The following is a 24,844-nucleotide window of genomic DNA, read 5'->3' as shown; positions in this document are numbered from 1 at the left end:
CGCACACAGAGAGGTGCCCCCGTGGAAGTCTCCACGGGGGCACCTTCGTGTCGGGGTACGCCGGTACCCGCCGGCCCTTAGTGCTGCTGGGCCTTGCGACGGCGGGTCACCAGGAACGCGCCGGCGCCCGCGAGGGCCACGGCGACGGCGGCGAGAACGCCCACGGGGGCGCCGGCGCCGGTCTCGGCGAGGTCGCCGCCCGTGCTGCCCGTGCCGCCGTTGCCGCCGGTCTCACCCGCGGGGGTGGAGGCGGACGGCGACTCGGTGCCACCGGGGGTCTCCGAGGCGCCCGGGGTGTCGGAGGCACCAGGGGCGGTCTCCGACGGAGCGGGGGTCTCGGTACCCGGGGTTCCCGTGCCGGGGGTCTCGGTACCGGGTGTCTCCGTGCCGGGGGTCTCGGTACCGGGAGTCTCCGTGCCGGGGGTCTCGGTACCAGGGGTCTCCGTGACGGGAGGGGTGGTCTCGGAGACGGGGGTGGCCGGGCAGGTGTGGGACAGGTTGAACCAGCCCTGCTTGACCGGGGCGGAGACCTCGGCCGAGGCGGAGACCAGCTTGGCGCCCGGCTCGGAGGTCGCGTAGGCGTGCTTGTCGCTCGGCGGGCCGAAGGTCGTGATGGTCTGGATGCCACCCGGCTGGAACTCCACCGTCAGCTTGGTGAAGACGGCGGAGTCGCCCTTGCCGCTGCCCGGCAGTACGAAGTGCCAGCCGTCCTTGCCGGCCGGCACCGTCGGGCACTCGCCCTTCTCGCCGAACTCCTCGGCGGTCAGGGGCAGGTCTTCGACCTGGTGCAGCGGCAGGGGCGCGGGCTTGGGGGACTCCGACGCGGAAGCCACCGGCGCCAGGACGAGGGAGCCTGCCATGGCCGCGACGAACGCGGCGGCGGGTATGAGAGAACGTCGCATGTGCAGTCGTCCATCTATGGGATGAGGGATGCCGTGGGGGGTGGCAGGAGGGCAGACTATCCGCCGCTTTATGCCGGCCTCACACCAGAGCCCCACAACGATCGCGTCGGGAGCCGGTGGAATCCGGCCGCACCCCGGCCGCACCCCTCAGGGCCCTCAGGCCCTCAGAGCGCGAAGAACGCCGCCACGAGCACGGCCGCCCCCGCGCCCGCCATCGACCACGCCGTCCTCGGCAGCCGCAGACCGCCGCCGATCAGCGGCGCCGCGAGCAGCAGCGCCCCGCCCAGCGGCAGCCACGCGTGCAGGCCGCCGCCCCAGCCCGTCCGTACGCCCTCGTCCGTGCCCGGCTTCACCACCACCGGGATCGTCACGCCCTTCTCCGCCGCCACCGAACGCGCGATCGTCAGCGTCCGGCGGTTCGAGGAGGCGTCCTCGGGGGCGTACCGGCCGCTGCACGTGTCGTCGGTGCAGCCGGTGACCGTCAGCGTGCCGTGCTCCCGACCCTTGGCGAGCAGGACGTGCTGGGCCGAGTTCCAGGAGGTCCAGGCGCCCGCGACCACGAGAAGGAGGGCGACGAGGGCCATGGCGGCGTTACGGACGTGCGTCATGACCCGCGATCGTACAGTCGTACTGCGAGAGCCCCACCGGCCTCAGGAGTTATAAGCGGACTGTGCCCGCTCCAGCCCCTCCGCCACCAGGCACTCCACCGAGTCCGCCGCCCGGTCCACGAACCAGTCCAGGTCCTTGCGCTCCGTCGACGAGAAGTCCTTCAGGACGAAGTCCGCCACCTGCATCCGGCCCGGCGGACGCCCGATCCCGCACCGCACCCGGTGGTACTCCGCGCCCATCGCCTTCGTCATCGACTTCAGACCGTTGTGGCCGTTGTCGCCGCCGCCGATCTTCAGCCGCAGCACCCCGTAGTCGATGTCCAGCTCGTCGTGGATCGCCACGATGCGCGCCGTCGGCACCTTGTAGAAGTCGCGCAGCGCCGTCACCGGGCCGCCCGACAGGTTCATGTACGACATCGGCTTCGCGAGCACCACCCGACGGCTCGCAGGTCCCGGCGGGCCCATCCGGCCCTCGACGACCTGCGCCTGCGCCTTCCCCGCCCGCTTGAACGAGCCCCGCATCCGCTCGGCGAGCAGGTCCACCACCATGAACCCGATGTTGTGCCGGTTGGCCGCGTACTCCGGCCCGGGATTGCCGAGGCCGACGATCAGCCAGGGCGCGTTCGCGTCATCGGTCATGTGCGTCGGGTCTCCTCGTCCAGGTACGTCCAGATACGGAAAACGGGGTGGCGGGCCGTGCGGCCCGTCACCCCGTCACGTCAGGCAGAGCCTACGGCTCAGGCCTCTTCGCCCTCGGTGGCCTCGGCCTCGGCGGCCGGCTCCTCGGCCTGCGCGGCCAGGACCTGGAGGACGACGGCCTCGGCGTCGGTCACCAGGGTCGAGCCCTTCGGCAGGGTGATGTCACCGGCGAGGACGGAGGCACCGGCCTCCAGGCCCTCCACGGAGACCGTGACGGCCTCGGGGAGGTGGGTGGCCTCGGCCTCGATGGAGAGGGTGCTGAGCACGTGCTCGAGCAGGTTGCCACCGGCGGCGAGCTCGCCCTCGGCGTGGACCGGGATCTCGACCGTGACCTTCTCGCCGCGCTTGACGAGCAGCAGGTCGACGTGGACGAGGAAGCCCTTGATGGCGTCACGCTGGACGGCCTTCGGGATCGCCAGCTCGTTCTTGCCGTCGACGTCCAGGGAGAGCAGGACGTTCGGCGTACGCAGCGCGAGGGCGAGGTCGTGGGCCGGGAGGGTGACGTGCGCCGGCTCGGAACCGTGGCCGTAGACGACGGCGGGGACCTGGTTGTTGCGGCGGATCGCGCGGGCGGCGCCCTTGCCGAACTCGGTACGGACGGCAGCGGCGAGCTTGACCTCGGACATGGTGCACTCCTCGTAGAAAGGTGACGAAAGAAAACCGGGTCACCCGGCCACGACTGGCGATGGCCTGCTACGAAGAGCGCGTCGATAACGGACCGCCGTGACCCTGTACATCCGTACGGGTACGGCCTCCCTCGCCGAGCAACTACGGCAGTCTACCGGCCCGCCGCCCCACCACCCAATTCGATCACCCGAACACGGCGGAGGGCCGCTCCCCCGAACGGGGAAACGGCCCTCGCGTACCGGCTTCTCGCCGTGACGTCAGTGCTCCTCGAAGAGGCTCGTCACCGAACCGTCCTCGAAGACCTCACGCACCGCGCGCGCGATCGTCGGCGCGATCGACAGCACCGTGATCTTGTCGAGCTCCAGCGCGCCCGGCACCGGGAGCGTGTCCGTGAACACGAACTCGCTCACCTTGGAGTTCTTCAGACGGTCCGCCGCCGGCCCCGACAGGATGCCGTGCGTGGCCGTCACGATGACGTCCTCGGCACCGTGCGCGAACAGGGCGTCCGCCGCGGCGCAGATCGTGCCGCCGGTGTCGACCATGTCGTCCACCAGGACGCAGACGCGGCCCTTCACGTCACCGACGACCTCGTGCACGGTGACCTGGTTGGCGACGTCCTTGTCACGACGCTTGTGCACGATCGCCAGCGGCGCGTCCAGCCGGTCGCACCAGCGGTCGGCGACCCGCACGCGGCCCGCGTCCGGGGAGACGATCGTCAGCTTGGAGCGGTCGACCTTGGCGCCCACGTAGTCCGCGAGCACGGGCAGCGCCGACAGGTGGTCCACCGGGCCGTCGAAGAAGCCCTGGATCTGGTCCGTGTGCAGGTCCACCGTCAGGATGCGGTCCGCGCCGGCCGTCTTCAGCATGTCCGCGACCAGACGCGCCGAGATCGGCTCGCGGCCGCGGTGCTTCTTGTCCTGACGGGCGTAGCCGTACGACGGGATGATCACGGTGATGCTCCGGGCCGAGGCCCGCTTCAGAGCATCGATCATGATCAGCTGCTCCATGATCCACTTGTTGATCGGAGCCGTGTGGCTCTGGATCAGGAAGCAGTCCGCGCCGCGGGCCGACTCCTGGAAGCGGACGTAGATCTCACCGTTGGCGAAGTCGAACGCCTTGGTCGGAACGAGGCCGACGCCCAGCTGGTGCGCGACCTCCTCGGCCAGCTCGGGGTGGGCGCGGCCGGAGAAGAGCATCAGCTTCTTCTCGCCGGTCGTCTTGATCCCGGTCACAGCACTGTCTCCTCAGACGTGTTGTCTGGCCGCGTTCCACGAGCTGTCGTGCGCGTGTGCGAGCCAGCCGAATTTGTGTGCACGTATCACGGTACGCCGAGTTCGACGTACCCGTTTCCGGTCAGCTTTCGCCGGCGGAGTCCTCCGAGGCGGCCTGAGCGGCCTGCGCGGCAGCGCTGCCGGGACGCTTCCGGGCCACCCAACCCTCGATATTCCGCTGCTGGCCCCGGGCGACGGCGAGCGAGCCGGCCGGCACGTCCTTCGTGATCACGGACCCCGCGGCGGTGTACGCGCCGTCCCCGATCGTGATGGGAGCCACAAACATGTTGTCCGACCCGGTCCGGCAGTGCGACCCGATCGTGGTGTGGTGCTTCGCCTCGCCGTCGTAGTTCACGAAGACGCTCGCCGCGCCGATGTTCGAGTACTCGCCGATCGTGGCGTCGCCCACGTACGACAGATGGGGGACCTTGGTGCCCTCGCCGACCGTCGCGTTCTTCATCTCGACGTACGTGCCGGCCTTGGACTTCCGGCCGAGGTTCGTGCCCGGACGGAGGTACGCGAACGGCCCCACGGAGGCGCTCTCGCCGATGACGGCGGAGTCGGCGACGGTGTTGTCCACCCGGGCGCCCTTGTCGACGCGGGTGTCCTTCAGGCGCGTGTTCGGGCCGACCACGGCGTCCTCGCCGATGTGGGTCGTCCCGAGGAGCTGGGTGCCGGGCAGCAGGACGGCGTCGGGCTCGAAGGTCACGGTGACGTCCACGAAGACGGACGCGGGGTCGACCACGGTCACGCCGGCGAGCATGGCCTGCTCGATCAGCCGCCGGTTCAGCAGGCCGCGAGCCTCGGCGAGCTGCACGCGGTTGTTGATCCCGAGGATCTCGCGGTGGTCGTCGGCGACGGAGGCGCCGACGCGGTGCCCGGCCTCGCGCAGGATGCTCAGCACGTCGGTGAGGTACTCCTCGCCCTGGCTGTTGTCCGTCCGGACCTTGCCGAGGGCGTCGGCGAGCAGCTGCCCGTCGAACGCGAACACGCCGGAGTTGATCTCCCGGATCGCCCGCTGCTCGTCGGAGGCGTCCTTGTGCTCGACGATCTCGGTCACGGCCCCGGTCGCCGGGTCCCGCACGATCCGCCCGTACCCGGTGGAGTCCGGGACCTCGGCGCTCAGCACGGTGACGGCGTTGCCGTCGGCGGCGTGGGTGTCGGCGAGGGCGCGCAGCGTCTCGCCGGACAGCAGCGGGGTGTCGCCGCAGACGACGACCACGGTCCCCTCGGGCGTCTGTCCGAGCTCCTCCAGGGCCATCCGCACCGCGTGCCCGGTGCCGTTCTGCTCCTCCTGGACGGCGGTGCGGGTCCCGGCGTAGTGCTCCTCCAGGTGCCCCTTCACCAGCTCGCGGGCGTGCCCGACGACCACGACGAGGTGCTCGGGCTCCAATTCCCGGGCGGCGGAGACGACATGCCCGACGAGCGAGCGCCCGGCGATCTCGTGGAGGACCTTGGGGGTCTTCGACTTCATGCGGGTGCCCTCACCCGCTGCGAGGACGACGACGGCGGCCGGGCGATTGGCGCTCACGGGAATGCCCTTCGGCTTTGGGTGGTGGACGCACGAAGGATACCGGGGGGCAGGGTGGCGGACATGAGTGCGGGTCCTGACCGTGGTGGTCAGGACCCGCTCAGAGGCTCCCGGAGAAGGATTCGAACCCTCATTCAATGGACCAAAACCATTTGTCCTGCCCTTAGACGATCCGGGATGGTTCGCCCTCTATGTCCGAATACCCGCTTGGGTAGTCCCGGCCGCCCCTACTATGCCGCACCAGGCCCCCTCGATGCGACGGTACAGATCGGCGCTCCCGAGGATTTGGATCACGAGGCACCCGTGATAGCCGTCGCCGACGTTCTTGCGGTTGGTGCGGGGCGTGTGGCGCTTGAGGGTGGTCTTGTTGAACGTGGAGGCGTCGACGCCGACGAGGTCGCTCCAGTACCGCTCGGCGGCCGCCGCGTCGGCGGTCTCGTGGATCATCACGTAGTACCTCCTGCGCGTGGGGTCGATGCGGAGGAGGTCCAGCCAGGCGGTGAAGATCCGGATCATCCCGGGGTCGCTGTTCACGAACGTCACGCGCTCCCGGCGGGCGTGCTCCTTGTCCTTGGTGCCCTCTGCCCAGTAGAGCCCCACCCCCAGCAGGAAGAGCTCGCGCTCCGACATCTCGCCGATCTCCGCGGCCGCCGTGTCCTTGGTGGCCTGCCGTTCCTCCTCCCGCCGGCGCAGAACCGGCTCCCATCCCCTGCGGGCGATCTCGGAGGCCTCCTCGCGGGACCGCTTCCGTTCGGGTTTCGGCAGATCCCGTACCCACAGCGAGATCGAGCTCTTCGAGCAGCCCAGCTCCAGCTGGATCCGGTCGTAGGTCATGCCCTGGAGTCGTAGCTCCCTCGCCCGGTCGCGCAGGTCGTCCTTGGCGTTTGGGCGTTTCGTCCATTCCGGCGGCGGTTCGCCTTCGAGGAGTCGGTTGAGGAGATCGTTGTTGTCGATGTGGAGGCGGTCCCGGATCCGGCGGCGGCTGAGCCCCTCGCGGCGGAGCGCGACCGCCTGCTCCCGCAAGCCCTCGAAGTCGGTGTACCTGCTCGTCTCGGCTGTCATGCGAACACCATCGTCCGGAATGCGGACGTCCGGGTCGAAAGCCTGTCGATTCAACAGTTCGAGGGACTGGTGTGTGCAGCGTTGACGCAGGGCCTCGCCCGTAGGGTGGTGGGTATGACCACAACGGGGGCAGACCGGGACGCCGTGGGCGTCGGGACATGGTGGTGGTGGGGGAGACGGCGGAGTGCCGTGCTCGACGGGGGGCTCGCCCTCGTGTCCGCCATCGAGTGCGCGTTCGAAGGGGTGCGGTTCGCCGAGCAGGCCTCGCTGCCCCTGCCCGTCGGGGTGCTGTTCGGATTCCTCGTCGGGTCCGTGCTGCTCGTACGGCGGCGGTGGCCCATCGGCGTCGTCCTCGTGTCGATCGCGGTGACGCCCGCCGAGATGGGCTTCCTCATGGGGATCGTCGGGCTGTACTCGCTCGCCGCCTCCGAGGTGCCCCGTCGGATCACCGCCCTGCTCGCCGGGATGTCGACGGTCGCCGTGTTCGTCGTGACCGCGGTCCGGATGCGGCAGGACGTCGCCCGGGCCGAGATCGACCCGAGCGGCTGGTACGTGCCCGTCGTCTCGCTCTTCATGACCCTCGGGCTCAACGCGCCGCCGCTCCTCTTCGGCCTCTACATAGGGGCGCGCCGCCGGCTCATGGAGAGCCTGCGGGAGCGGGCGGACAGCCTGGAGCAGGAGCTGTCGCTGCTCGCGGACCGGGCCGAGCAGCGGGCGCAGTGGGCGCGGCAGGAGGAGCGGACGCGGATCGCCCGTGAGATGCACGACGTGGTGGCGCACCGGGTGTCGCTGATGGTGGTGCACGCGGCGGCGCTCCAGGCGGTGGCGTTGAAGGATCCGCAGAAGGCCGTGCGCAACGCCGCCCTGGTGGGCGACATGGGGCGGCAGGCGTTGACCGAGTTGCGGGAGATGCTGGGAGTGCTTCGGGAGGGGACCGCTCCGGTGGCCCCCGCTCCCGTGCCGCTGGCGGCCGTCGGGCGGGCCGCCGCCGCTGCCGCCGAGGCCGCCGCCGAGGACGGGCCCTCCCTGGACGCGCTGGAGGGACTGTGCGAGCAGTCCCGGCTCGCGGGCGCCGTGGTGGAGTTCGTCGTCGTCGGTGACGCGCGGGCCTATCCGCCCGAGGTGGAGCGCACGGCGTACCGGGTGGTGCAGGAGGCGTTGACCAACGTCCACAAGCACGCGGCGGGCGCCGAGGTCGTGGTGCGGCTCGCGCACCGGGAGGCCGAGGTCGCGATGCAGGTGGAGAACGGTCCGTGTCCCTCGGACGCGGGCGTCGCCGACGTACGGCTGCCGAGCGGCGGGAACGGTCTCGTCGGCATGCGGGAGCGCGTGCTGCGGCTCGGCGGGGTGTTCGTCTCCGGGGTGACCGACGCGGGCGGGTTCAAGGTGTCGGCGGTGCTGCCGACCGTCACCCCGCCGTCAGGCGGGTCGGCTGTGCGCCCGTGACGAGGGTCGAGAGCGCCGCGTCGATGTCCTTGCCGAGGTACCAGTCGCCCGCGTGGTCGAGGCTGTAGACCCGTCCCTCCATGTCCATGGCGAGGACGGCCTGGTGGTCGCCCTCCTCGCCGAGCGGCGCGAGCTCCGTGTCCAGGGCGCGGCCGAGGTCGCCGAGGGTGCGGGAGAGGTGGAGTCCGGCGAGCGGGTCGAAGCGGACGGCCGCGGGCGCTATCTGGCGGCCGTGGCCGGGTGCGGAGATCCGCAGGCCGCCGAACTCGGCCCAGGCCTCGACGACGGCGGGGAAGACGCTGTGCCGGTGTCCCGCGGGGGAGAGGTGGGCGCGCAGGGTGTCGGCCCATTCTTCGGCGAGCTTGATGTCCCAGCGGCCGGGCTGCCAGCCGGCCTCGCGGAGGGCGGCGTCGACGTTGACCGGGAACCGGGTCGTGCTGAGGTGGTCGGGCATGTGCGTGCGGTCAGCCGTTCTCGACAGGCGTGGTGGGGTCGACGGTGCGGACGCCGAAGTGGGCGAGCATCGCCGTACAGGAGCGGCAGGGTGCGGCGTAGCTGCCGTGCAGGGGGTCCCCGTCCTCGCGGATGTGCCGTGCGGTGAGCTTGGCGTGCTTGAGGGAGCGGCGGGCCTCGCCGGGGGTGAGCGGTTTGCGCTGGGCGCGTTTGGAGCGGGCGTTCTCGGCGGCGGTGAGGTGCCGGGAGAGCAGGATCGCCTCGGGACAGCGTCCGGTGAAGCGTTCGCGCTGGCCGCTGGTGAGGGTGTCCAGGAAGTCCTGGACGAGGGCGTGCAGGGTGGGCGGCCGGTCGCCGCGGCCGGCGGTGCACGTGAGGGTCGTCTCGCCGCGGACGGAGAGGGCGGCCCCGACGGCGGGAAGGATGCCGTCGCGGCGCTGACGCAGTAAGGGCGCGCGTGTGGTGTCGGCGCTGCTGCTCCAGTTGAGGCGTGGGTCACCCTGTGTGGGTGTCGGTGCTGCGTGCATGGTGCTGGTCTTCCCCTCCTGCAATCCCCCGAGTTGCGTGGACAGCCTGCCAAATAGGGAGCCATATGGGGAAGCTGGGGCGCTGAAACGCGGCTTCGGTGTGTCGGAATCATGGTGCGCCTGTCATGGCGTCGTGACAGTTGGTCACCGTCGGATCGGGCCGGTTCGGGCTCTTGTGCCAGCGCATAGGCTGTGCGGCATCAGTCAGGAGCAGCCAGCGGCTGCGGGTAGTAGCAGTCAGCGACGCCAGTGCAGGGGGCAACCGCCATGACGACAGGTCGGCTCGGGCAGGACACCGCGCCACCGAACGCGGCCTATGCCGGGCAGGTCGTGCACTTCCCGGACCCGGTCCGGGCCTCCCGGCACCCGAGAGGGGTGCGGGTGGACGAGTTCGGTCATCCGGACTTCTCGCCGTACGCGCGCGCGGCGGCGGAGATCGCCGACCCGCCGGAGGGTTTCGGCGTCGACGAGCTGCGGCTCACGGACTACGTGTCGGCGAACGCGGCGATGGCGGCGACCGGTCACGAGCTGTGGGACACGATCCCGTCGGTGGCGACGCCGCACGGCTGGACGTGGCACCACGTGGCCCGCAGCCGGCGGATGGAGCTGGTCCCGGTCGAGGTGAAGGCGTTGCTGCGCCATCACGGCGGGGTGGCGACGGCCGCCGTCGACCACACGAAGCGGGGCACGCGCCCGTTGCAGGAGACCCGGCCGGCGCACTTCGGGCTGCCGAAGGGGCTGGTGTCGGTGTCGGAGCAGCAGCTCCAGGGCGTCGAGGAGGATCTCGGCTACCGGCTTCCGGGGGCGTACCGCTCGTTCCTGCGGGCGGCCGGCGGGTGCGCCCCGGTGGGTGCGGCGCTCGACGCGGAGCTGGGGCTCCTGGTCGACCAGCCGTTCTTCACGGTGCGGGAGGAGGCGGGGGTCAACGACCTCGTCTACGTCAACAAGTGCCTCCGTGACCATCTGACCAAGGACTATCTGGGCGTGGCGTTCGTCCAGGGCGGTCTGATCGCGCTGAAGGTGCGGGGTGAGGGGGTCGGTTCGGTGTGGTTCTGCGCGTACGACGACGCCCGGGACTCCGGCGAGGTGGCGGCGGGCTGGTCGGTGGGTGAGCGGGTGGCGCGGCTGCTGCTGCCGTGCGGTGCGGACTTCGACGCGTTTCTGCAGCGGCTCGCGGGCAATCCGCCGGAGCTGGAGACGGTGGCGAACCTGATGGTGGACGGTGGCTTCGCGCGTGCGGTGCCGGTCGTCCCGGTGGGGGAGTGAGTGGGCTGTGGTGACGTTCGCGCAGGCGCAGGAGCGCGCCGAGGAATGGATCAACGGCGACCTGCCGTCGTATCAGCACCGTGAGGTGCGGGTGCGGGAGTTCGAGCTGGGGTTCGTGGTGTGGGCGGAGGACCGCGAGGGCGGTCCGACCTCGGACGGCGGGCGTCAGCGTCTGGTGATCGCCCGGGACAGCGGTGAGGCGACGCTGTGGCCGGGGCTGCCGGTGGGTGAGGTGATCCGCCGGTACGAGGAGGAGTACGGGACGTCGGAGGACGTTCCGGCGCAGGCGGCCGTGCCGGCGGCGCGGATCGATCTGAACCAGACGTCGTTCCTGCTGAGTCCGCCGGAGTGGCTGCAGGACGCGGCGGACCGCATCGGGCTGCCGAAGCAGCCGAACGCCTCGCAGGAGAGCGGGAGTTCCTCGGCGTCGACGGACGACGTGTCGGAGCCGGTGGCGGCGGCGGAGACGGGGCCCTCTGCCTCGGTGGCCTCGTCGTCCTCTTCGTCGGAGGGCGCGGGGGTGTCCGCGGTGGCGGGTGCCGTCGCGTACGAGCCGACCGCGATGGACGGGGTTCCGGCGGAGACGCCGGGCGCGGGCGCGGGTGCGGCTTCGGGCCCCGTGGCTCCGGCCGTCCCGGCTCAGGCCGTCCCGGCCCCGGCGGCCGTGGCCCCCGCTGCTCCGGTCGTGCCTCCGGTCGCGCCTCCGGCGCCGCCCGCGTCCGTGCCGGCGCCCGGTCCCGTGCCCGCGCCGACTCCGCCCCCCGCGCCGAGTCCGTGGGCCGATGCCAACGCGAGCTCCGGTGGTGCGGACGGCGCGGTGCCGCTGCCCGCGACCGTGTTCGCGCCGGCGCTGTCGGGAACGGACGACGAGGACACCCCGCCGCCGCAGGTGGGTGCCGACGCGCCGACCGCCCTGATGAAGGGCGGCAGCGCGCTGCCGCCGACCGCCGTGGCGCCCCGGCTCGACCCGTCCGCGCCGCCGCCGGGCGGCGCTCCGGCGGGCGGCGCTCCGGCCGCACCTGCCCCGCATGCCCCGCCGTCCGCGCCTCACGCTCCCGCGCCTCCGCAGGCCGCCGGTCCCGGTCTGCCGCCGCCTCCCGCGCCGGCCCCCGCGCCCTCGGCGCCGGGTGCCCGGGACATCGCGGACGCGGCGACCAGCAAGGCCGCGCTGCCGCCGAAGAGCGGGCGCGGCCCCGCGGCGCCCCCGCCGCCGCCGGGAGCGCCGGGTGTCCCCGGCGGCTCGTCGGGCGCCGGTGCGTACATCCCCACCCAGCTGGTGTCGCAGCTCGGGCCCGAGGGGCCCAGGCCGCCCGCGCAGCCGGGTCCGCCCGGCCCGCCGCCCGCTCCGGCCCCGCCCGGGCCGCCGACGCCGCCGCAGCCCGTGCACCACGCGGCGACGATGCTGGCGCACCCCAACCAGGGCGGTCCGGGCGCGCCTCCGCCGCCCCCGCCGCCGCCGGGTGTGCCCGGTACGCCCGCGGGCGGCATCGAGCACGCCGCGACGATGCTGGCCCACCCGGGTCCGGCCGGTCCGACGGCGCCGCAGCCCCCCGGCCCGCCGGCTCCGCCGCCGCCGCTGCACGGCGGTCACGTGCCGCCGTCCGCGCCGGGTCCGGTGCCCGGTCCGGTTCCGGGTCCCGGTCCCGTGCCCGGGGCCGTACCCCCCGCGTACGGCTATCCGCAGCCGGCGGGTCAGCCGACGGTCGGTCCCGGCTACCAGGCGGTGCTGCGCTATCGCGCGCCCGACGGTTCCGAGGCGCAGATCATCCGGCGTTCGGCGCCGGGCACCCCGCATCCCGAGTGGCAGATCCTGCACGAGCTGCGCGCGATGAACGTGCCGCCGCAGCAGGTGCTCGAACTCCACACGGAGCTGGAGTCCTGTGAGCTGCCCGGTGGTTACTGCGCGCGGATGATCCGGGAGACCTGGCCGCAGGCGCGGATCACCAGCATCGCCCCGTACGGCCGTGATCACGCGGGCCGCCAGCAGGGCATGGGGCAACTTCTCACCCATCAGGGCGAGTTGCACCAGGTCGCGGACGGTCCCGCGCGACCGGCGCCGGTGCGGGCCCCGCTGCCGCAGGTGCAGCCGGCGCCGCCGGTCCCGCCGGAGGCGATCGCGCAGGAGCTGGCCGGGGCGTTCGGTCCCGGCATCCTCCGCTTCGACCAGCGCGCCGTGTCGCGGCAGGGCGTGCCGGAGCTGGTGGCGCGCACGCTGGTGTGGGCGGGTCTGCCGGCGGACTTCGGGCCGTTCTTCTGGGCGCAGCCCGCGGTGCCCGTGGTGCCGACGCTGGCGGAGCTCGCGGCGCAGCGGCAGGTCCAGGCCGCGCCGGACGCCAGCTCGTACCTGGTGCTCGGTTCGGACTTCGGCCGGGCGATCTGCGTCCAGTACGGGACCGCGCACATCGTGGCGGTGCCGGTGGAGGCCGGTCCCGGCGGGCAGTCGGTGCCGCCGCAGTTCGTGAACACCGGGCTGCCGGAGTTCACCCGCGCGATGGCGCTGCTCGGCCGGATGTGGCGGCTGCGGTTCGGGCTGAACCCGGAGCAGGCGGGCCGCTGGACGGTCGACTTCCAGGCGCAGCTGGCGATGCTGGACCCGGCGGCGCTGTCGTCGCCGGAGAACTGGTGGTCGGTGCTGCTCGAGCAGATGTGGGACGGGCTTCTGTAGAAGGTGGGGCCGGGGTTTCCCGCCGGTACCGCTGGACAGACTCTGCTGGACAGAATGTGATGAAAGGCGCTCGACGTGTATGCGCGTTGGGCGTCTTTTGTCCGTTCTGATGCAGCATCCTGGACGTTCGGGTCGGGCACAGGGAAGGGGCGCCAGGGATGAGTTTCGCTGTCGGACGGGGGCGCGGATACCGGCCCGAGCAGGTCGACCGCCATCTCGCAGCGCTCTCCCGGGACCGCGACGGAGCCTGGGAGCGGGCCGCGCGGCTCACCGTCCTCGCGAAGGAGATGGAGACCGAGGCGGTCCGGCTGCGCGCGGCCGTCGAGGCGTTGGTGCCGCACCGGTACGAGACCCTCGGCGGCCGGGCGGGGAAGATCCTGGAGCTGGCGGAGCTGGAGGACGAGACGCTCGTACGGGCCGCCGAGGCGGAGGCGCAGTCCCTCGCGGAGGCGGCGGAGACGGCCGGCCGGGAGGCGGCGGAGGCGGCGCGGGCGTACGCGGAGGGCGTCCGGGCGGCGGCCGACGCGGCGGCGGGCGCGACCCTGGCGACGGCGCGGGCGCGGGCCGAGGAGCTGACGACGGACGCGCGGCGCGAGGCGGAGGAGCGGCTGACCGGGGCGCGGGAGGCCTTCGGGGAGACCGAGCGGCGCGCCGCGGACCTCCTCGCGGAGCAGGGCGCCGAGCAGACGGCCGTACGGGAGGAGGCGGAACGTGCGGCGGAGGGCCGGGCGGCCGCCCTGGACGCCCACCACGAGGAGCTGACCGCCGCGGCGGAGGCGGGGCTCGCGGAGGCGCAGCGGTCCCTGGCGGAGACCGAGGAGCAGGCCCGGCACGGCCAGGAGGACGCGGAGGCGAGAGCGGGCGGACTGCTCGCGGAGGCCCGGATGAAGGCGGAGCGGGCTGAGCGCGAGACGGAGCGCGTGCTGCGGGAGCACGAGGAGGCCCGGGACGAGATCCACGGCCACATGGACCACATCCGCAACTCGTTGGCGGCACTGACGGGCCGCGCGGGGACGGCGGACGAGGACGAGGGTGAGGACGAGGGCGAGGGGTAGCGGCCCGGCCTGCGGAGACCCGCGGTCCTGCCCTCCCCGGCCCAACTGTCTAAGCTCACGCCCATGTTGATGCGACCGACCGCCGTCAATCTCGACTGCGCCGACCCCCTGGCCCTCGCCGGCTTCTACCACCGGGCCACCGGACTGCCGCTCCACGAGCGGTCGGACGAGGAGTTCGCGGGTGTCGGCGGTGGTGACGGCGGGCTGCTCCTCGGCTTCCAGCGCGTCGACGGCTACCGCCCCCCGACGTGGCCCGGCCGGGACGTGCCGCAGCAGCTGCACCTCGACTTCGACGTCGACGACCTGGACGAGGCGGTGGCCCGGCTCGTGGAGTGGGGCGCGACGGTGCCGACGGCCCAGCCGCGCCCCGACCTGTGGCGGGTCGTCCTGGACCCGGCGGGGCACCCGTTCTGCATCTCGCCCCGGAAGCGGCCGGGCGGCGCGTGACCGGGGGCGGGCCGGTCCCGTCGGGTGGGCCCGTACGGCAAGGGCGCGGCCGGGGTGGCCCGGTCGGCGGGATGGCAGGGCGGCCCGGTCGGTGGGATGGCCGGGGTGGCTCGGTCGGCGGGATGGCCGGGGTGGCCCGGTCGGCCGCATGGCAGGGCGGCCCGGTCAGTGCGGTGGCGGCAGCGGGTTCAAGGCGTTGGCGGTGGAGCAGCCGCCCTCTCCCGGCATCCGCTGGATCCGGGACGGCGACCACACCTCGGTGGCGCCCGGGGCCACCCGGGCGAGCAGGCAGTCCTGCGCGTCGAATCCGTTGCCCTTCACCAGCAGGAGGACGCCGACCCGTCCGTCGTCCGCCGCCACCTCGGTACGGATCGCCGGGTCCATGTCCAGGCCGGCGACCACACGGCGCACCTCGGCCTCGTCCACCCGGCCGGTCTTCGGCACCCGGGGGAGGTTCGCGCGGAGCTCCTCGTACGGCAGCCGGGGCGGCTGAGGCGGCGGGGCGAAGGCCAGCGGGGGGCCGTCCGGGCAGTCCGCGTCCCCGGGTTCCTCCCCCCACTCCGTTCGGGGGGACACCCGGACCTCGAAGCAGCGCCGCACGGTGACCGGTTCGCGGGCGAGCCATCCCTCGTACCCCGTGCCGGAGGTGCGGACGACGAGGTCGACGCCGTCGCCGTCGTGGGTCGCGGTGCCCGTCACCCGCAGGACCTCCACCCCGTCGAGGCCGGCGGCGGAGCGCCCGACCTCCTCGGCCGTGCGCGGACGCTGGCTGTAGAGGCGCTCGCCCGCCTTCCGGGCCACCTCCCGTGCGGCGTCCGTCGCCTCGCCCTCGGCGGAGTTCACCACCCCGCAGCCGGCGATCGACAGCAACAGCGGTGCGAGCAGCAGCAGTCGGCGCATGTGCCCACTCTCGCCCGTCGAGGCGCCATGGGCAACGGTCTTCGTACTCAGGCCGGTTCGGGTACGCGTACTCAGGCGGTGCCGCGGTCCGGCGGAGCCGGCCCCCTTCGCGGAGGTCAGCCGGAGTCGTCGCCCGTCGCCTCCTTCAGGACCGGGAAGCGGCGCGGTGCCAGGGTGAGGAGGACCAGGAGCGCCAGGGCCGCCGCGGCCGCCGCGCCCACGAAGACGTAGTCGACCGCCGCGTCGACCGCGCGCCGCAGACCGTCCATCGCCCCCGCCGTCAGGGAGCCGGGCGCGTCGAGCGCGCGGGCCAGGGTGTCCAGGTCGCCGCCGCCCAGGCGGGCGGCCAGGACCGCGTTCGCCACCGCGCCGAACAGGGCCGCCCCCACGCTCTGTCCGACCTGGCGGCAGAAGAGGACCGACGCGGTGGTCGTGCCCCTCTCCTCGTACGGGACGGTCGACTGCACGCCCACGATCAGCGGCAGTTGGAAGAGGCCGAGCGCGGCGCCCAGCAGGAGCATGATGAGGGCCGGCTGCCAGGGCTCCCCCGGGAAGGGGAGGAACGGGAACACCAGGAGCAGGACCAGGGCCAGGGAGATGCCGATGACGGCCGTCAGGCGGAAGCCGATCCGGCCGTAGATCCGGTTCGAGAACGCCGCGCTGATCGGCCAGCTCAGCGTCATCACCGAGAGCACGAAACCGGCCGCGATCGGCCCGAGGCCCAGGACCGACTGCGCGTACGTCGGCAGGAAGACCGTCGGCGCGACCATGAGCAGGCCCAGCGCGCCCAGCGCGAGGTTGACGGCGGAGATCGTGCGGCGGCGCCAGACCCAGCCGGGGATGATCGGTTCCGCCGCACGCCTCTCGACGGCCACCGTCACCACGCCCAGGACGGCCGCTCCCGCCAGGAGCCCCAGGGACGGGGCCGACAGCCAGGGCCAGGCGACGCCGCCCTGGACCAGGGCGGTGAGGAGGAGCGCTCCCGTGGCGAAGATCGACAGGGCGCCCGCCCAGTCGATGCGTACGCGCGCGCGTGGCGTGGTGCGGGCCGGTTCCTTCAGGTGCCGGACGATCAGCCACAGCGCCACCAGACCCACCGGCAGGTTGATCAGGAAGATCCAGCGCCAGTCCGCGTACCCCGCGAGGAGTCCGCCCGCCGCCGGGCCCGCGACCGAGGACGCGGCCCACACGGAGGAGAGCTTCGCCTGGATCTTGGGGCGCTCCTTCAACGGGTACAGGTCCGCGGCGATCGTCTGGATCGTGCCCTGGAGCGCGCCGCCGCCGAGGCCCTGGACGACGCGGAAGGCGATGAGGGAGGCCATGTTCCAGGCGGCCGCGCACAGCAGGGAGCCGACGAGGAAGAGGACGACCCCGGCGATCAGGACCGGCTTGCGGCCGAAGGTGTCGCTGAGCTTCCCGTACACCGGCAGGGTGACCGTCACGGCGAGCAGATAGCCGGAGAACAGCCAGGAGAAGACGGCGAGTCCGCCGAGGTCGCCGACGATCTGGGGGACGGCCGTGGACACGATGGTGCCGTCGATGGCGGCGAGCCCCATGCCGAGCATGAGGGCGGCCACGACGGGGCCGCGGCGCCGGGGCGTCGGCGTGCCGGGTGCGGCGGCGGCTCCGGCCCTTCCGGCGTCGGCTCCGGTCCTTCCGCCGGCGGCTCCGGCCTTTCCGGCGGGGGTGCCCGCCGGTGTCGTGGAGGACTCGGTCACCGCGAGAACCCTTTCTTTGTACACCTAAATGTTTGCTCGACAGGGTCTCACCCGTACCCGACGCGGAGGAACCCCCAAGGCGTGCCGTTCCGCATCCCGCTCCCCATCCCGCGCCTCCGGGAACCCGCGCCCGCGACCCCCGCGTCAGGGATCTCCCCGACCCGCCGGGTGAGGGGAGGGCCTCCACCTCAAGGTGGAGGCCCTCACACGTGTCCGGCACGACCGGGGACGACGGTGGCGCAGGTGGGGGCGTCGCCCGCGTGGCCGGAGGCGTCGGGGCAGGGCCGGAAACGGGTCGGCGGTGCGATGGCGGGGGTGCCTCGGGTGGACGCCCCTTAGGGGGATCTCCCCCATACGGGCCAGGGGCCGTTCGTCCCGGCGGAGGAGGAGAACTCCGCTCCCCGCTCCTTAACTTGAACTTACAAACCCACCCGCTGTTCCACTCCACCGCTAGGAGAAAACCGTGACCACGGCTGTGACCATCCCCAGGCACGGGGGCGACGATGAAGGTGCGGCGCGCAGCGCCTCGTTGAGGGGCGGTGGTCGGGCGGCGGGTGGGCGTACGGCCGTCGCCGCGCGGGCGCGTCAGGTCGTCAAGGCGTACGGCTCCGGGGAGACCCGGGTCGTCGCGCTGGACTCCGTCGACGTCGACATCGCCCGCGGACAGTTCACCGCGATCATGGGGCCCTCGGGTTCCGGCAAGTCGACCCTGATGCACTGCCTCGCCGGGCTCGACACCGTCACCAGCGGCGAGATCTTCCTCGACGAGACCGAGATCACCCGGCTCAAGGACAAGAAGCTCACGCAGCTGCGCCGGGACCGGATCGGCTTCATCTTCCAGGCGTTCAACCTGCTGCCGACCCTGAGCGCCATCGAGAACATCACGCTGCCGATGGACATCGCCGGCCGCAAGCCCGATGCCGAGTGGCTGCGCCGGGTCGTCGACACCGTCGGTCTCTCCGAGCGCCTCAAGCACCGCCCGAACGAGCTCTCCGGCGGCCAGCAGCAGCGTGTGGCCGTGGCCCGCGCCCTCGCCGCCCGGCCCGAGATCATCTTCGGGGACGAGCCGACCGGAAACCTGGACTCGCGGGCGGGCGCCGAGGTCCTCGGCTTCCTCCGCACCTCGGTCGACGAGCTCGGCCAGACGATCGTCATGGTCACCCACGACCCCGTCGCCGCCTCCTACGCGGACCGGGTCCTCTACCTCGCCGACGGACGGATCGTGGACGAGATGCTCCGGCCGACCGCCGACGCCGTCCTCGACCGCATGAAGGACTTCGACGCGCGCGGGCGGACGTCATGAGCGTCCTGAAGACCTCGCTGCGCAACTTCTTCGCGCACAAGGGACGCATGGCGCTCTCCGCCGTCGCCGTCCTGCTGTCCGTCGCGTTCGTCAGCGGCACCCTCGTGTTCACCGACACCATGAACACGACGTTCGACAAGCTCTTCGCGTCGACCGCATCCGACGTCACCGTCAGCCCCAAGGGCGCCGCGGTCGACGACGAGAGCCCGCAGACCGGCCGTCCCGAGTCCTTCCCCGCCTCGCTCGTCGAGCAGGTCCGGAAGACCGAGGGCGTCGAGGCGGCGCAGGGCGCGGTCATCTCGACCAGCGTCACCGTCGTCGACGCGAAGAACAAGAACGTCGGGCCCACCAGCGGCGCCCCGACCATCGCCGTCAACTGGAGCCCCAACGAGCTGCGCTCGGTGGAGATCGCCTCCGGCCACGAGCCGCGCGGCCCCACCGAGGTGGTCGTCGACGGCGACACCGCGGAGAAGCACGGCCTGAAGATCGGCGACGAACTGCGGACGATCTCCGTCGCCGGCGACTTCACCGCGAAGATCTCCGGCATCGTCGACTTCAAGGTCACCAACCCGGGCGCCACGGTCGTCTACTTCGAGACCGCCACCGCGCAGCGCGAACTCCTCGGCAAGGAAGGTCTGTTCACCCAGATCACCGCCGACGCCAAGCCCGGCGTCAGCGATGACACCCTGAAGAAGAACATCGGCGCCTCCCTCGGCGACGGCTACAAGCTGCAGACCGCCGCCGAGTCCGCCGACGCGGGCCGCGAGGACGTCGCCGGCTTCCTCGACGTCATGAAGTACGCGATGCTCGGCTTCGCCGGAATCGCCTTCCTCGTGGGCATCTTCCTCATCGTCAACACCTTCTCGATGCTGGTCGCCCAGCGCACCCGCGAGATCGGTCTCATGCGGGCCATCGGCTCCAGCCGCAAGCAGGTGAACCGTTCCGTCCTCATCGAGGCGCTGCTCCTCGGCCTCGTCGGCTCCGTCGCCGGAGTCGCCGCCGGCGTCGGACTCGCCGTCGGCCTGATGAAGCTCATGTCCGCGATCGGCATGGAGCTCTCCACCGACGACCTCACCGTCACGTGGACGACCCCGGTCGTCGGCCTCGTCCTCGGCATCGTCGTCACCGTCCTCGCCGCCTACATCCCGGCCCGCCGCGCCGGGAAGATCTCCCCGATGGCCGCCCTCCGCGACGCGGGCACCCCCGCCGACGGCAGGGCCGGCCGGATCCGCGGCGGCATCGGTCTCGCCCTCACCGCCGCCGGAGCGGCCGCGCTCGTGGCGGCGTCCCGCGCCGAGGAGGCGGCCGCCGGCTCCCTCTGGCTCGGCCTCGGCGTCCTCTTCTCCCTCCTCGGCTTCGTCGTCGTCGGCCCGCTCCTCGCGGGTGCGGTCGTCCGGGCCCTCGGCGTCGTCGTCCTGCGGATCTTCGGCCCGGTCGGCCGGATGGCCGAGCGGAACGCGCTCCGCAACCCGCGCCGCACCGGCGCCACCGCCGCGGCCCTGATGATCGGCCTCGCGCTCGTCGCCGCCCTGTCGGTCGTCGGCTCCTCCATGGTCGCCTCGGCCACCGACGAGCTGGACCGGTCCGTCGGCGCCGACTTCATCGTGCAGTCCGGCACCGGACAGCCGATCGTCCCGCAGGCCCAGGCGGCCCTGGAGAAGGCGCCGGGCCTCGACCACGTCACCGAGTACCGGTGGGTCGACGCCACCGTCACCGACCCGCGCGGCAGGACCACGACCGCCGACCTGGCCGCCACCGAACCGTCGTACGTGAAGGACCTGCGCCGGGAGACCACCGCGGGCACCCTCACCGACGCGTACGGCAAGGGCGCGATGTCGGTCGGCAGCGACTACGCCACCGAGCACGAGGTGAAGGTCGGCGACGTGCTGACCGTCGCGTTCAAGGGCGGCGAGAAGGCGAAGCTGAAGGTCGCGGCGATCACCGCGGACACGGGGCAGGTCGACAAGGGGGCGATGTACACCAACGTCACCACCCTGGCCGAGTACGTCCCCGCCGACCGCATGCCGCAGAGCCTGCTCCTGCTCGCCAGCGCGAAGGACGGCCAGGAGACCGCGGCCTACCAGGCCCTCAAGGACGCGCTCGTGCCGTACCCGCAGTACAAGGTGAGCAACCAGGCCGACTACAAGGAACAGCTGCAGGACCAGGTCGGACAGCTGCTCAACATCGTGTACGGGCTCCTCGCCCTCGCGATCGTCGTCGCGATCCTGGGCGTCGTGAACACCCTGGCCCTCTCCGTCGTCGAGCGGACCCGGGAGATCGGGCTCATGCGGGCCATCGGCCTCTCCCGCCGCCAGCTGCGGCGCATGATCCGCCTGGAGTCGGTGGTGATCGCCCTGTTCGGCGCGCTCCTCGGCCTCGGCCTGGGCATGGGCTGGGGCACGGCCGCCCAGAAGCTCCTCGCGCTCGAGGGCCTCGGGGTCCTGGAGATCCCGTGGCCGACGATCCTGACGGTGTTCGTGGGCTCGGCGTTCGTGGGGCTGTTCGCGGCGCTGGTCCCGGCGTTCCGGGCGGGCCGGATGAACGTCCTGAACGCGATCGCGAGCGAGTAGCCGAGGGCTGCCCACCCGCCCACGGGGGCGGGGTGAGAGGCGTGGTCGTCCGCCCGCACGGGGGTGGGGCGGACGACCGTGCGCGGGACGGGGGCCGGGGCCGGTGGGTCGTGTTACGGGAGCGGGTGTCCGTGGCGCGTCGTACGCTGGACACCCCGGCCCGTGCGACGTGTCGGGCTGTTCGCGTTGCCCGCCCCCGTCACCCCTCGGGATGGAAAGCTTCATGAGCCTGCACGGTCTGCTCGATGTCGTCGTCAAGGACGCGGCCCTCGCCGAGGCGGTGAAGGCCGCCGCCGACGGGAACCGCCCGCACGTGGATCTGGTCGGTCCCGCGGCCGCCCGGCCCTTCGCCGTCGCCGCGCTCGCCCGGGACTCGGGGCGGCCGGTGCTCGCGGTGACCGCGACCGGCCGGGAGGCCGAGGACCTCGCCGCCGCGCTGCGGTCACTGCTCGACCCGGACACGGTCGTCGAGTACCCCTCCTGGGAGACCCTGCCGCACGAGCGGCTCTCGCCCCGCTCCGACACCGTCGGCCGCCGTCTCGCCGTACTGCGCCGTCTCGCGCACCCGCGGGACGACGACCCGGCCGCCGGCCCGGTGAGCGTCGTCGTCGCCCCGATCCGCTCCGTGCTCCAGCCGCAGGTCAAGGGCCTCGGCGACCTGGAGCCGGTGGCGCTGAGGAGCGGGCAGACGGCCGATCTGAACGAGATCGTGGAGGGCCTGGCGGCCGCCGCGTACTCCCGGGTCGAGCTGGTCGAGAAGCGCGGCGAGTTCGCCGTGCGCGGCGGCATCCTGGACGTCTTCCCGCCGACCGAGGAGCACCCGCTCCGGATCGAGTTCTGGGGCGACGACGTCGAGGAGATCCGGTACTTCAAGGTCGCCGACCAACGGTCCCTCGAAGTGGCCGAGCACGGACTCTGGGCGCCGCCCTGCCGTGAGCTGCTGCTCACCGCGGACGTACGGGAGCGGGCGGCGGCGCTCGCCGAGGAGCACCCGGAGCTGGGCGAGCTGCTCAACAAGATCGCGGAGGGGATCGCGGTCGAGGGCATGGAGTCCCTCGCGCCGGTCCTCGTCGACGACATGGAGCTGCTGCTCGACGTCCTCCCGAAGGGCGCCTTGGCCGTGGTCTGCGACCCGGAGCGGGTGCGGACCCGGGCCTCGGACCTCGTCGCCACGAGCCAGGAGTTCCTCCAGGCGTCCTGGGCGGCCACGGCCGGCGGCGGCGAGGCCCCGATCGACGTCGGCGCGGCCTCCCTGTGGGGGATCGCGGACGTCCGGGACCGGGCGCGCGAGCTGGGGATGTCCTGGTGGTCGGTGTCGCCGTTCGCGGCGGACGTGACGGCCGACGGCGACGGTGACACCCTCACGCTCGGCATGCACGCCCCCGAGTCGTACCGCGGCGACACCGCACGCGCGCTCGCCGACACCAAGGGCTGGCTGGCCGACGGCTGGCGCACGGTCTACGTCACGGAGGCCCACGGCCCCGCGACCCGGACGGTCGAGGTCCTCGGCGGCGAGGGCATCGCCGCCCGCCTCACCGCCTTCGATTCGAAGGCGGGCGGCCCCGCGGAGATCTCCCCGTCCGTCGTCCACGTGGCGACCGGCTCCATCGACTACGGCTTCGTCGACACCGCGCTCAAGCTCGCGGTCCTCACCGAGACCGACCTGTCCGGCCAGAAGGCGGCCGGCAAGGACGGCCAGCGGATGCCGGCCAAGCGCCGCAAGACCATCGACCCGCTGACCCTGGAGGTCGGCGACTACATCGTGCACGAGCAGCACGGTGTCGGCCGGTACGTGGAGATGGTGCAGCGGACCGTGCAGGGCGCGACCCGCGAGTACCTCCTCGTCGAGTACGCCCCCGCCAAGCGCGGCCAGCCCGGCGACCGGCTGTACATCCCGACCGACCAGCTGGAGCAGGTCACCAAGTACGTGGGCGGCGAGGCGCCGACCCTGCACCGGCTCGGCGGCGCGGACTGGACGAAGACGAAGGCCCGCGCGAAGAAGGCCGTCAAGGAGATCGCGGCCGACCTCATCAAGCTGTATTCGGCGCGGATGGCGGCCCCCGGGCACGCCTTCGCCCCGGACACCCCGTGGCAGCGCGAACTGGAGGACGCCTTCCCGTACGCGGAGACGCCCGACCAGCTGTCCACCATCGCCGAGGTGAAGGAGGACATGGAGAAGACCGTCCCCATGGACCGCCTGATCTGCGGCGACGTGGGCTACGGAAAGACGGAGATCGCGGTCCGCGCGGCCTTCAAGGCGGTGCAGGACGGCAAGCAGGTCGCGGTCCTCGTGCCGACGACGCTGCTCGTGCAGCAGCACTTCGGGACCTTCTCCGAGCGGTACTCCCAGTTCCCGGTGAAGGTACGGGCGTTGTCCCGCTTCCAGACGGACACGGAGGCGAAGGCGACCCTGGAGGGCATGCGGGAGGGCTCGGTCGACATCGTCATCGGCACCCACCGCCTGTTCGCCTCCGAGACGAAGTTCAAGGACCTGGGCCTGGTCATCGTCGACGAGGAGCAGCGCTTCGGCGTCGAGCACAAGGAGCAGCTGAAGAAGCTCCGTGCCAACGTCGACGTCCTCACCATGTCGGCCACCCCCATCCCCCGTACGCTCGAGATGGCGGTCACCGGCATCCGCGAGATGTCGACCATCACGACCCCGCCGGAGGAGCGCCACCCCGTCCTCACCTTCGTCGGCCCGTACGAGGAGAAGCAGATCGGCGCCGCGATCCGGCGTGAACTCCTGCGCGAGGGCCAGGTCTTCTACATCCACAACCGGGTGGACTCGATCGACCGGGCGGCGGCGCGGCTGCGCGAGATCGTCCCCGAGGCGCGGATCGCGACGGCGCACGGCCAGATGTCCGAGTCGGCCCTCGAACAGGTCGTCGTCGACTTCTGGGAGAAGAAGTTCGACGTCCTCGTCTCGACGACCATCGTCGAATCCGGCATCGACATCTCCAACGCCAACACCCTGATCGTCGAGCGCGGCGACAACTTCGGTCTCTCGCAGCTCCACCAGCTGCGCGGCCGCGTCGGCCGTGGCCGGGAGCGCGGCTACGCGTACTTCCTGTACCCGCCGGAGAAGCCGCTCACGGAGACCGCGCACGAGCGGCTCGCGACGATCGCCCAGCACACCGAGATGGGCGCGGGCATGTACGTGGCGATGAAGGACCTGGAGATCCGCGGCGCGGGCAACCTGCTCGGCGGCGAGCAGTCCGGTCACATCGCGGGCGTCGGCTTCGACCTGTACGTCCGGATGGTCGGCGAGGCCGTCGCGGACTACCGGGCGCAGATGGAGGGCGGGGTGGAGGAGGAGGCCCCGCTGGAGGTCAAGATCGAGCTGCCGGTCGACGCCCACATGCCGCACGACTACGCGCCGGGCGAGCGGCTCCGTCTGCAGGCCTACCGCTCGATCGCGTCGGCCAACTCGGAGGAGGACATCAGGGCGGTCCGTGAGGAACTCGTCGACCGCTACGGCAAGTTGCCGGAGCCGGTCGAGAACCTCCTCCTGGTGGCGGGCCTGCGCATGCTGGCGCGCGCGTGCGGCGTCGGCGAGATCGTGCTGCAGGGCCCGAACATTCGCTTCGCCCCGGTGGAACTGCGCGAGTCGCAGGAACTCCGCCTGAAGCGGCTCTACCCGCGGACCGTCATCAAGCCGGCCGTCCATCAGATCCTGGTACCGCGCCCGACGGCGGGCAAGATCGGCGGAAAGCCGGTCGTGGGCCGCGAACTGCTCGCGTGGACCGGGGAGTTCCTGACGACGATCCTGGGGTCGTAGCGGAGCCGGGCCGGGC

General features: G+C 72.6%; 19 protein-coding genes and 1 tRNA gene. 8 read left to right on the top strand and 12 right to left on the bottom strand.

Going from position 1 to position 24,844, the window contains the following annotated elements; translation table 11 throughout:
- Positions 1–77: 77 nt before the first annotated feature.
- The 8 genes from ACFQ79_RS22260 to ACFQ79_RS22225 all read right to left on the bottom strand — a co-directional run bounded on the left by ACFQ79_RS22260 (position 78) and on the right by ACFQ79_RS22225 (position 6,700).
- The gene (locus tag ACFQ79_RS22260; protein ID WP_383586103.1) at positions 78–902 is read right to left on the bottom strand and encodes an LPXTG cell wall anchor domain-containing protein; all 825 of its coding nucleotides are present in this window, start codon (positions 900–902) and stop codon (positions 78–80) included.
- Positions 903–1,066: 164 nt separating this feature from the next.
- Entirely contained in the window at positions 1,067–1,510 is a 444-nt protein-coding gene (locus tag ACFQ79_RS22255) for a hypothetical protein (RefSeq protein WP_383586101.1), read from the bottom strand.
- Positions 1,511–1,552: 42 nt separating this feature from the next.
- Positions 1,553–2,149 carry an aminoacyl-tRNA hydrolase gene (gene pth, locus ACFQ79_RS22250; protein WP_383586099.1) on the bottom strand — a complete coding sequence of 199 codons (597 nt, stop codon included), beginning with the start codon at positions 2,147–2,149 and terminating at the stop codon, positions 1,553–1,555.
- A 98-nt stretch (positions 2,150–2,247) separates the two neighbouring features.
- Positions 2,248–2,835: a 50S ribosomal protein L25/general stress protein Ctc gene (locus ACFQ79_RS22245; protein ID WP_030315368.1), complete on the bottom strand. Its 588-nt coding sequence runs from the start codon at positions 2,833–2,835 to the stop codon at positions 2,248–2,250.
- A 258-nt stretch (positions 2,836–3,093) separates the two neighbouring features.
- Positions 3,094–4,068, bottom strand: coding sequence for a ribose-phosphate diphosphokinase (locus tag ACFQ79_RS22240; protein ID WP_030315367.1), 975 nt, complete (start codon positions 4,066–4,068; stop codon positions 3,094–3,096).
- A 121-nt stretch (positions 4,069–4,189) separates the two neighbouring features.
- A complete protein-coding gene (glmU, locus tag ACFQ79_RS22235) occupies positions 4,190–5,638 on the bottom strand; it encodes a bifunctional UDP-N-acetylglucosamine diphosphorylase/glucosamine-1-phosphate N-acetyltransferase GlmU (RefSeq protein WP_383586097.1) in 1,449 nt (482 codons plus the stop codon).
- A 107-nt stretch (positions 5,639–5,745) separates the two neighbouring features.
- Positions 5,746–5,816, bottom strand: a tRNA-Gln gene (locus tag ACFQ79_RS22230).
- Positions 5,817–5,827: 11 nt separating this feature from the next.
- The gene (locus ACFQ79_RS22225; RefSeq protein ID WP_383586095.1) at positions 5,828–6,700 is read right to left on the bottom strand and encodes a hypothetical protein; all 873 of its coding nucleotides are present in this window, start codon (positions 6,698–6,700) and stop codon (positions 5,828–5,830) included.
- Between the two features lie 114 nt (positions 6,701–6,814).
- On the opposite strand from ACFQ79_RS22225, the gene ACFQ79_RS22220 reads away from it, so the two are divergent.
- A complete protein-coding gene (locus ACFQ79_RS22220) occupies positions 6,815–8,146 on the top strand; it encodes a sensor histidine kinase (RefSeq protein WP_383586093.1) in 1,332 nt (443 codons plus the stop codon).
- Here the strand turns inward: ACFQ79_RS22220 and ACFQ79_RS22215 are convergent.
- Entirely contained in the window at positions 8,109–8,600 is a 492-nt protein-coding gene (locus ACFQ79_RS22215) for an SUKH-3 domain-containing protein (RefSeq protein ID WP_383586091.1), read from the bottom strand. The two genes, ACFQ79_RS22220 and ACFQ79_RS22215, sit on opposite strands and share 38 nt — an antisense overlap.
- Before the next feature lie 10 nt (positions 8,601–8,610).
- Positions 8,611–9,126: a YwqJ-related putative deaminase gene (locus ACFQ79_RS22210; RefSeq protein ID WP_383586089.1), complete on the bottom strand. Its 516-nt coding sequence runs from the start codon at positions 9,124–9,126 to the stop codon at positions 8,611–8,613.
- 267 nt (positions 9,127–9,393) lie between these two features.
- On the opposite strand from ACFQ79_RS22210, the gene ACFQ79_RS22205 reads away from it, so the two are divergent.
- The 4 genes from ACFQ79_RS22205 to ACFQ79_RS22190 all read left to right on the top strand — a co-directional run bounded on the left by ACFQ79_RS22205 (position 9,394) and on the right by ACFQ79_RS22190 (position 14,559).
- Entirely contained in the window at positions 9,394–10,392 is a 999-nt protein-coding gene (locus ACFQ79_RS22205) for an SMI1/KNR4 family protein (protein WP_383586087.1), read from the top strand.
- A 7-nt stretch (positions 10,393–10,399) separates the two neighbouring features.
- Positions 10,400–13,057 carry an SUKH-4 family immunity protein gene (locus ACFQ79_RS22200; RefSeq protein WP_383586085.1) on the top strand — a complete coding sequence of 886 codons (2,658 nt, stop codon included), beginning with the start codon at positions 10,400–10,402 and terminating at the stop codon, positions 13,055–13,057.
- A gap of 158 nt (positions 13,058–13,215) precedes the next feature.
- Complete coding sequence (locus ACFQ79_RS22195; protein WP_383586083.1) at positions 13,216–14,112, top strand: cellulose-binding protein; 897 nt, start codon at positions 13,216–13,218, stop codon at positions 14,110–14,112.
- 63 nt (positions 14,113–14,175) lie between these two features.
- Entirely contained in the window at positions 14,176–14,559 is a 384-nt protein-coding gene (locus tag ACFQ79_RS22190) for a VOC family protein (RefSeq protein WP_383586081.1), read from the top strand.
- Between the two features lie 165 nt (positions 14,560–14,724).
- On the opposite strand, the gene ACFQ79_RS22185 is transcribed toward ACFQ79_RS22190, so the two are convergent.
- A complete protein-coding gene (locus ACFQ79_RS22185; protein ID WP_383586079.1) occupies positions 14,725–15,459 on the bottom strand; it encodes a translation initiation factor IF-2 in 735 nt (244 codons plus the stop codon).
- 116 nt (positions 15,460–15,575) lie between these two features.
- Positions 15,576–17,177: an MFS transporter gene (locus tag ACFQ79_RS22180; protein WP_383586077.1), complete on the bottom strand. Its 1,602-nt coding sequence runs from the start codon at positions 17,175–17,177 to the stop codon at positions 15,576–15,578.
- 463 nt (positions 17,178–17,640) lie between these two features.
- Here ACFQ79_RS22180 and ACFQ79_RS22175 point away from each other — a divergent pair, with 463 nt between their 5' ends.
- From ACFQ79_RS22175 to mfd, 3 genes are all read left to right on the top strand, one after another.
- Positions 17,641–18,480: an ABC transporter ATP-binding protein gene (locus ACFQ79_RS22175; RefSeq protein WP_383586075.1), complete on the top strand. Its 840-nt coding sequence runs from the start codon at positions 17,641–17,643 to the stop codon at positions 18,478–18,480.
- Positions 18,477–21,050: an ABC transporter permease gene (locus ACFQ79_RS22170; RefSeq protein ID WP_383586073.1), complete on the top strand. Its 2,574-nt coding sequence runs from the start codon at positions 18,477–18,479 to the stop codon at positions 21,048–21,050. Before ACFQ79_RS22175 ends, ACFQ79_RS22170 begins: the two co-directional genes overlap by 4 nt.
- Positions 21,051–21,273: 223 nt before the next feature.
- On the top strand, positions 21,274–24,828 hold the full coding sequence (gene mfd / locus ACFQ79_RS22165; protein ID WP_383586071.1) for a transcription-repair coupling factor: 3,555 nt from the start codon (positions 21,274–21,276) through the stop codon (positions 24,826–24,828).
- The last annotated feature ends 16 nt before the right edge of the window (positions 24,829–24,844 follow it).

This window comes from Streptomyces sp. NPDC056480, from assembly GCF_042795405.1.
GTDB lineage: Bacteria > Actinomycetota > Actinomycetes > Streptomycetales > Streptomycetaceae > Streptomyces.
This window is presented reverse-complemented; position numbering and strand designations above follow the sequence as displayed.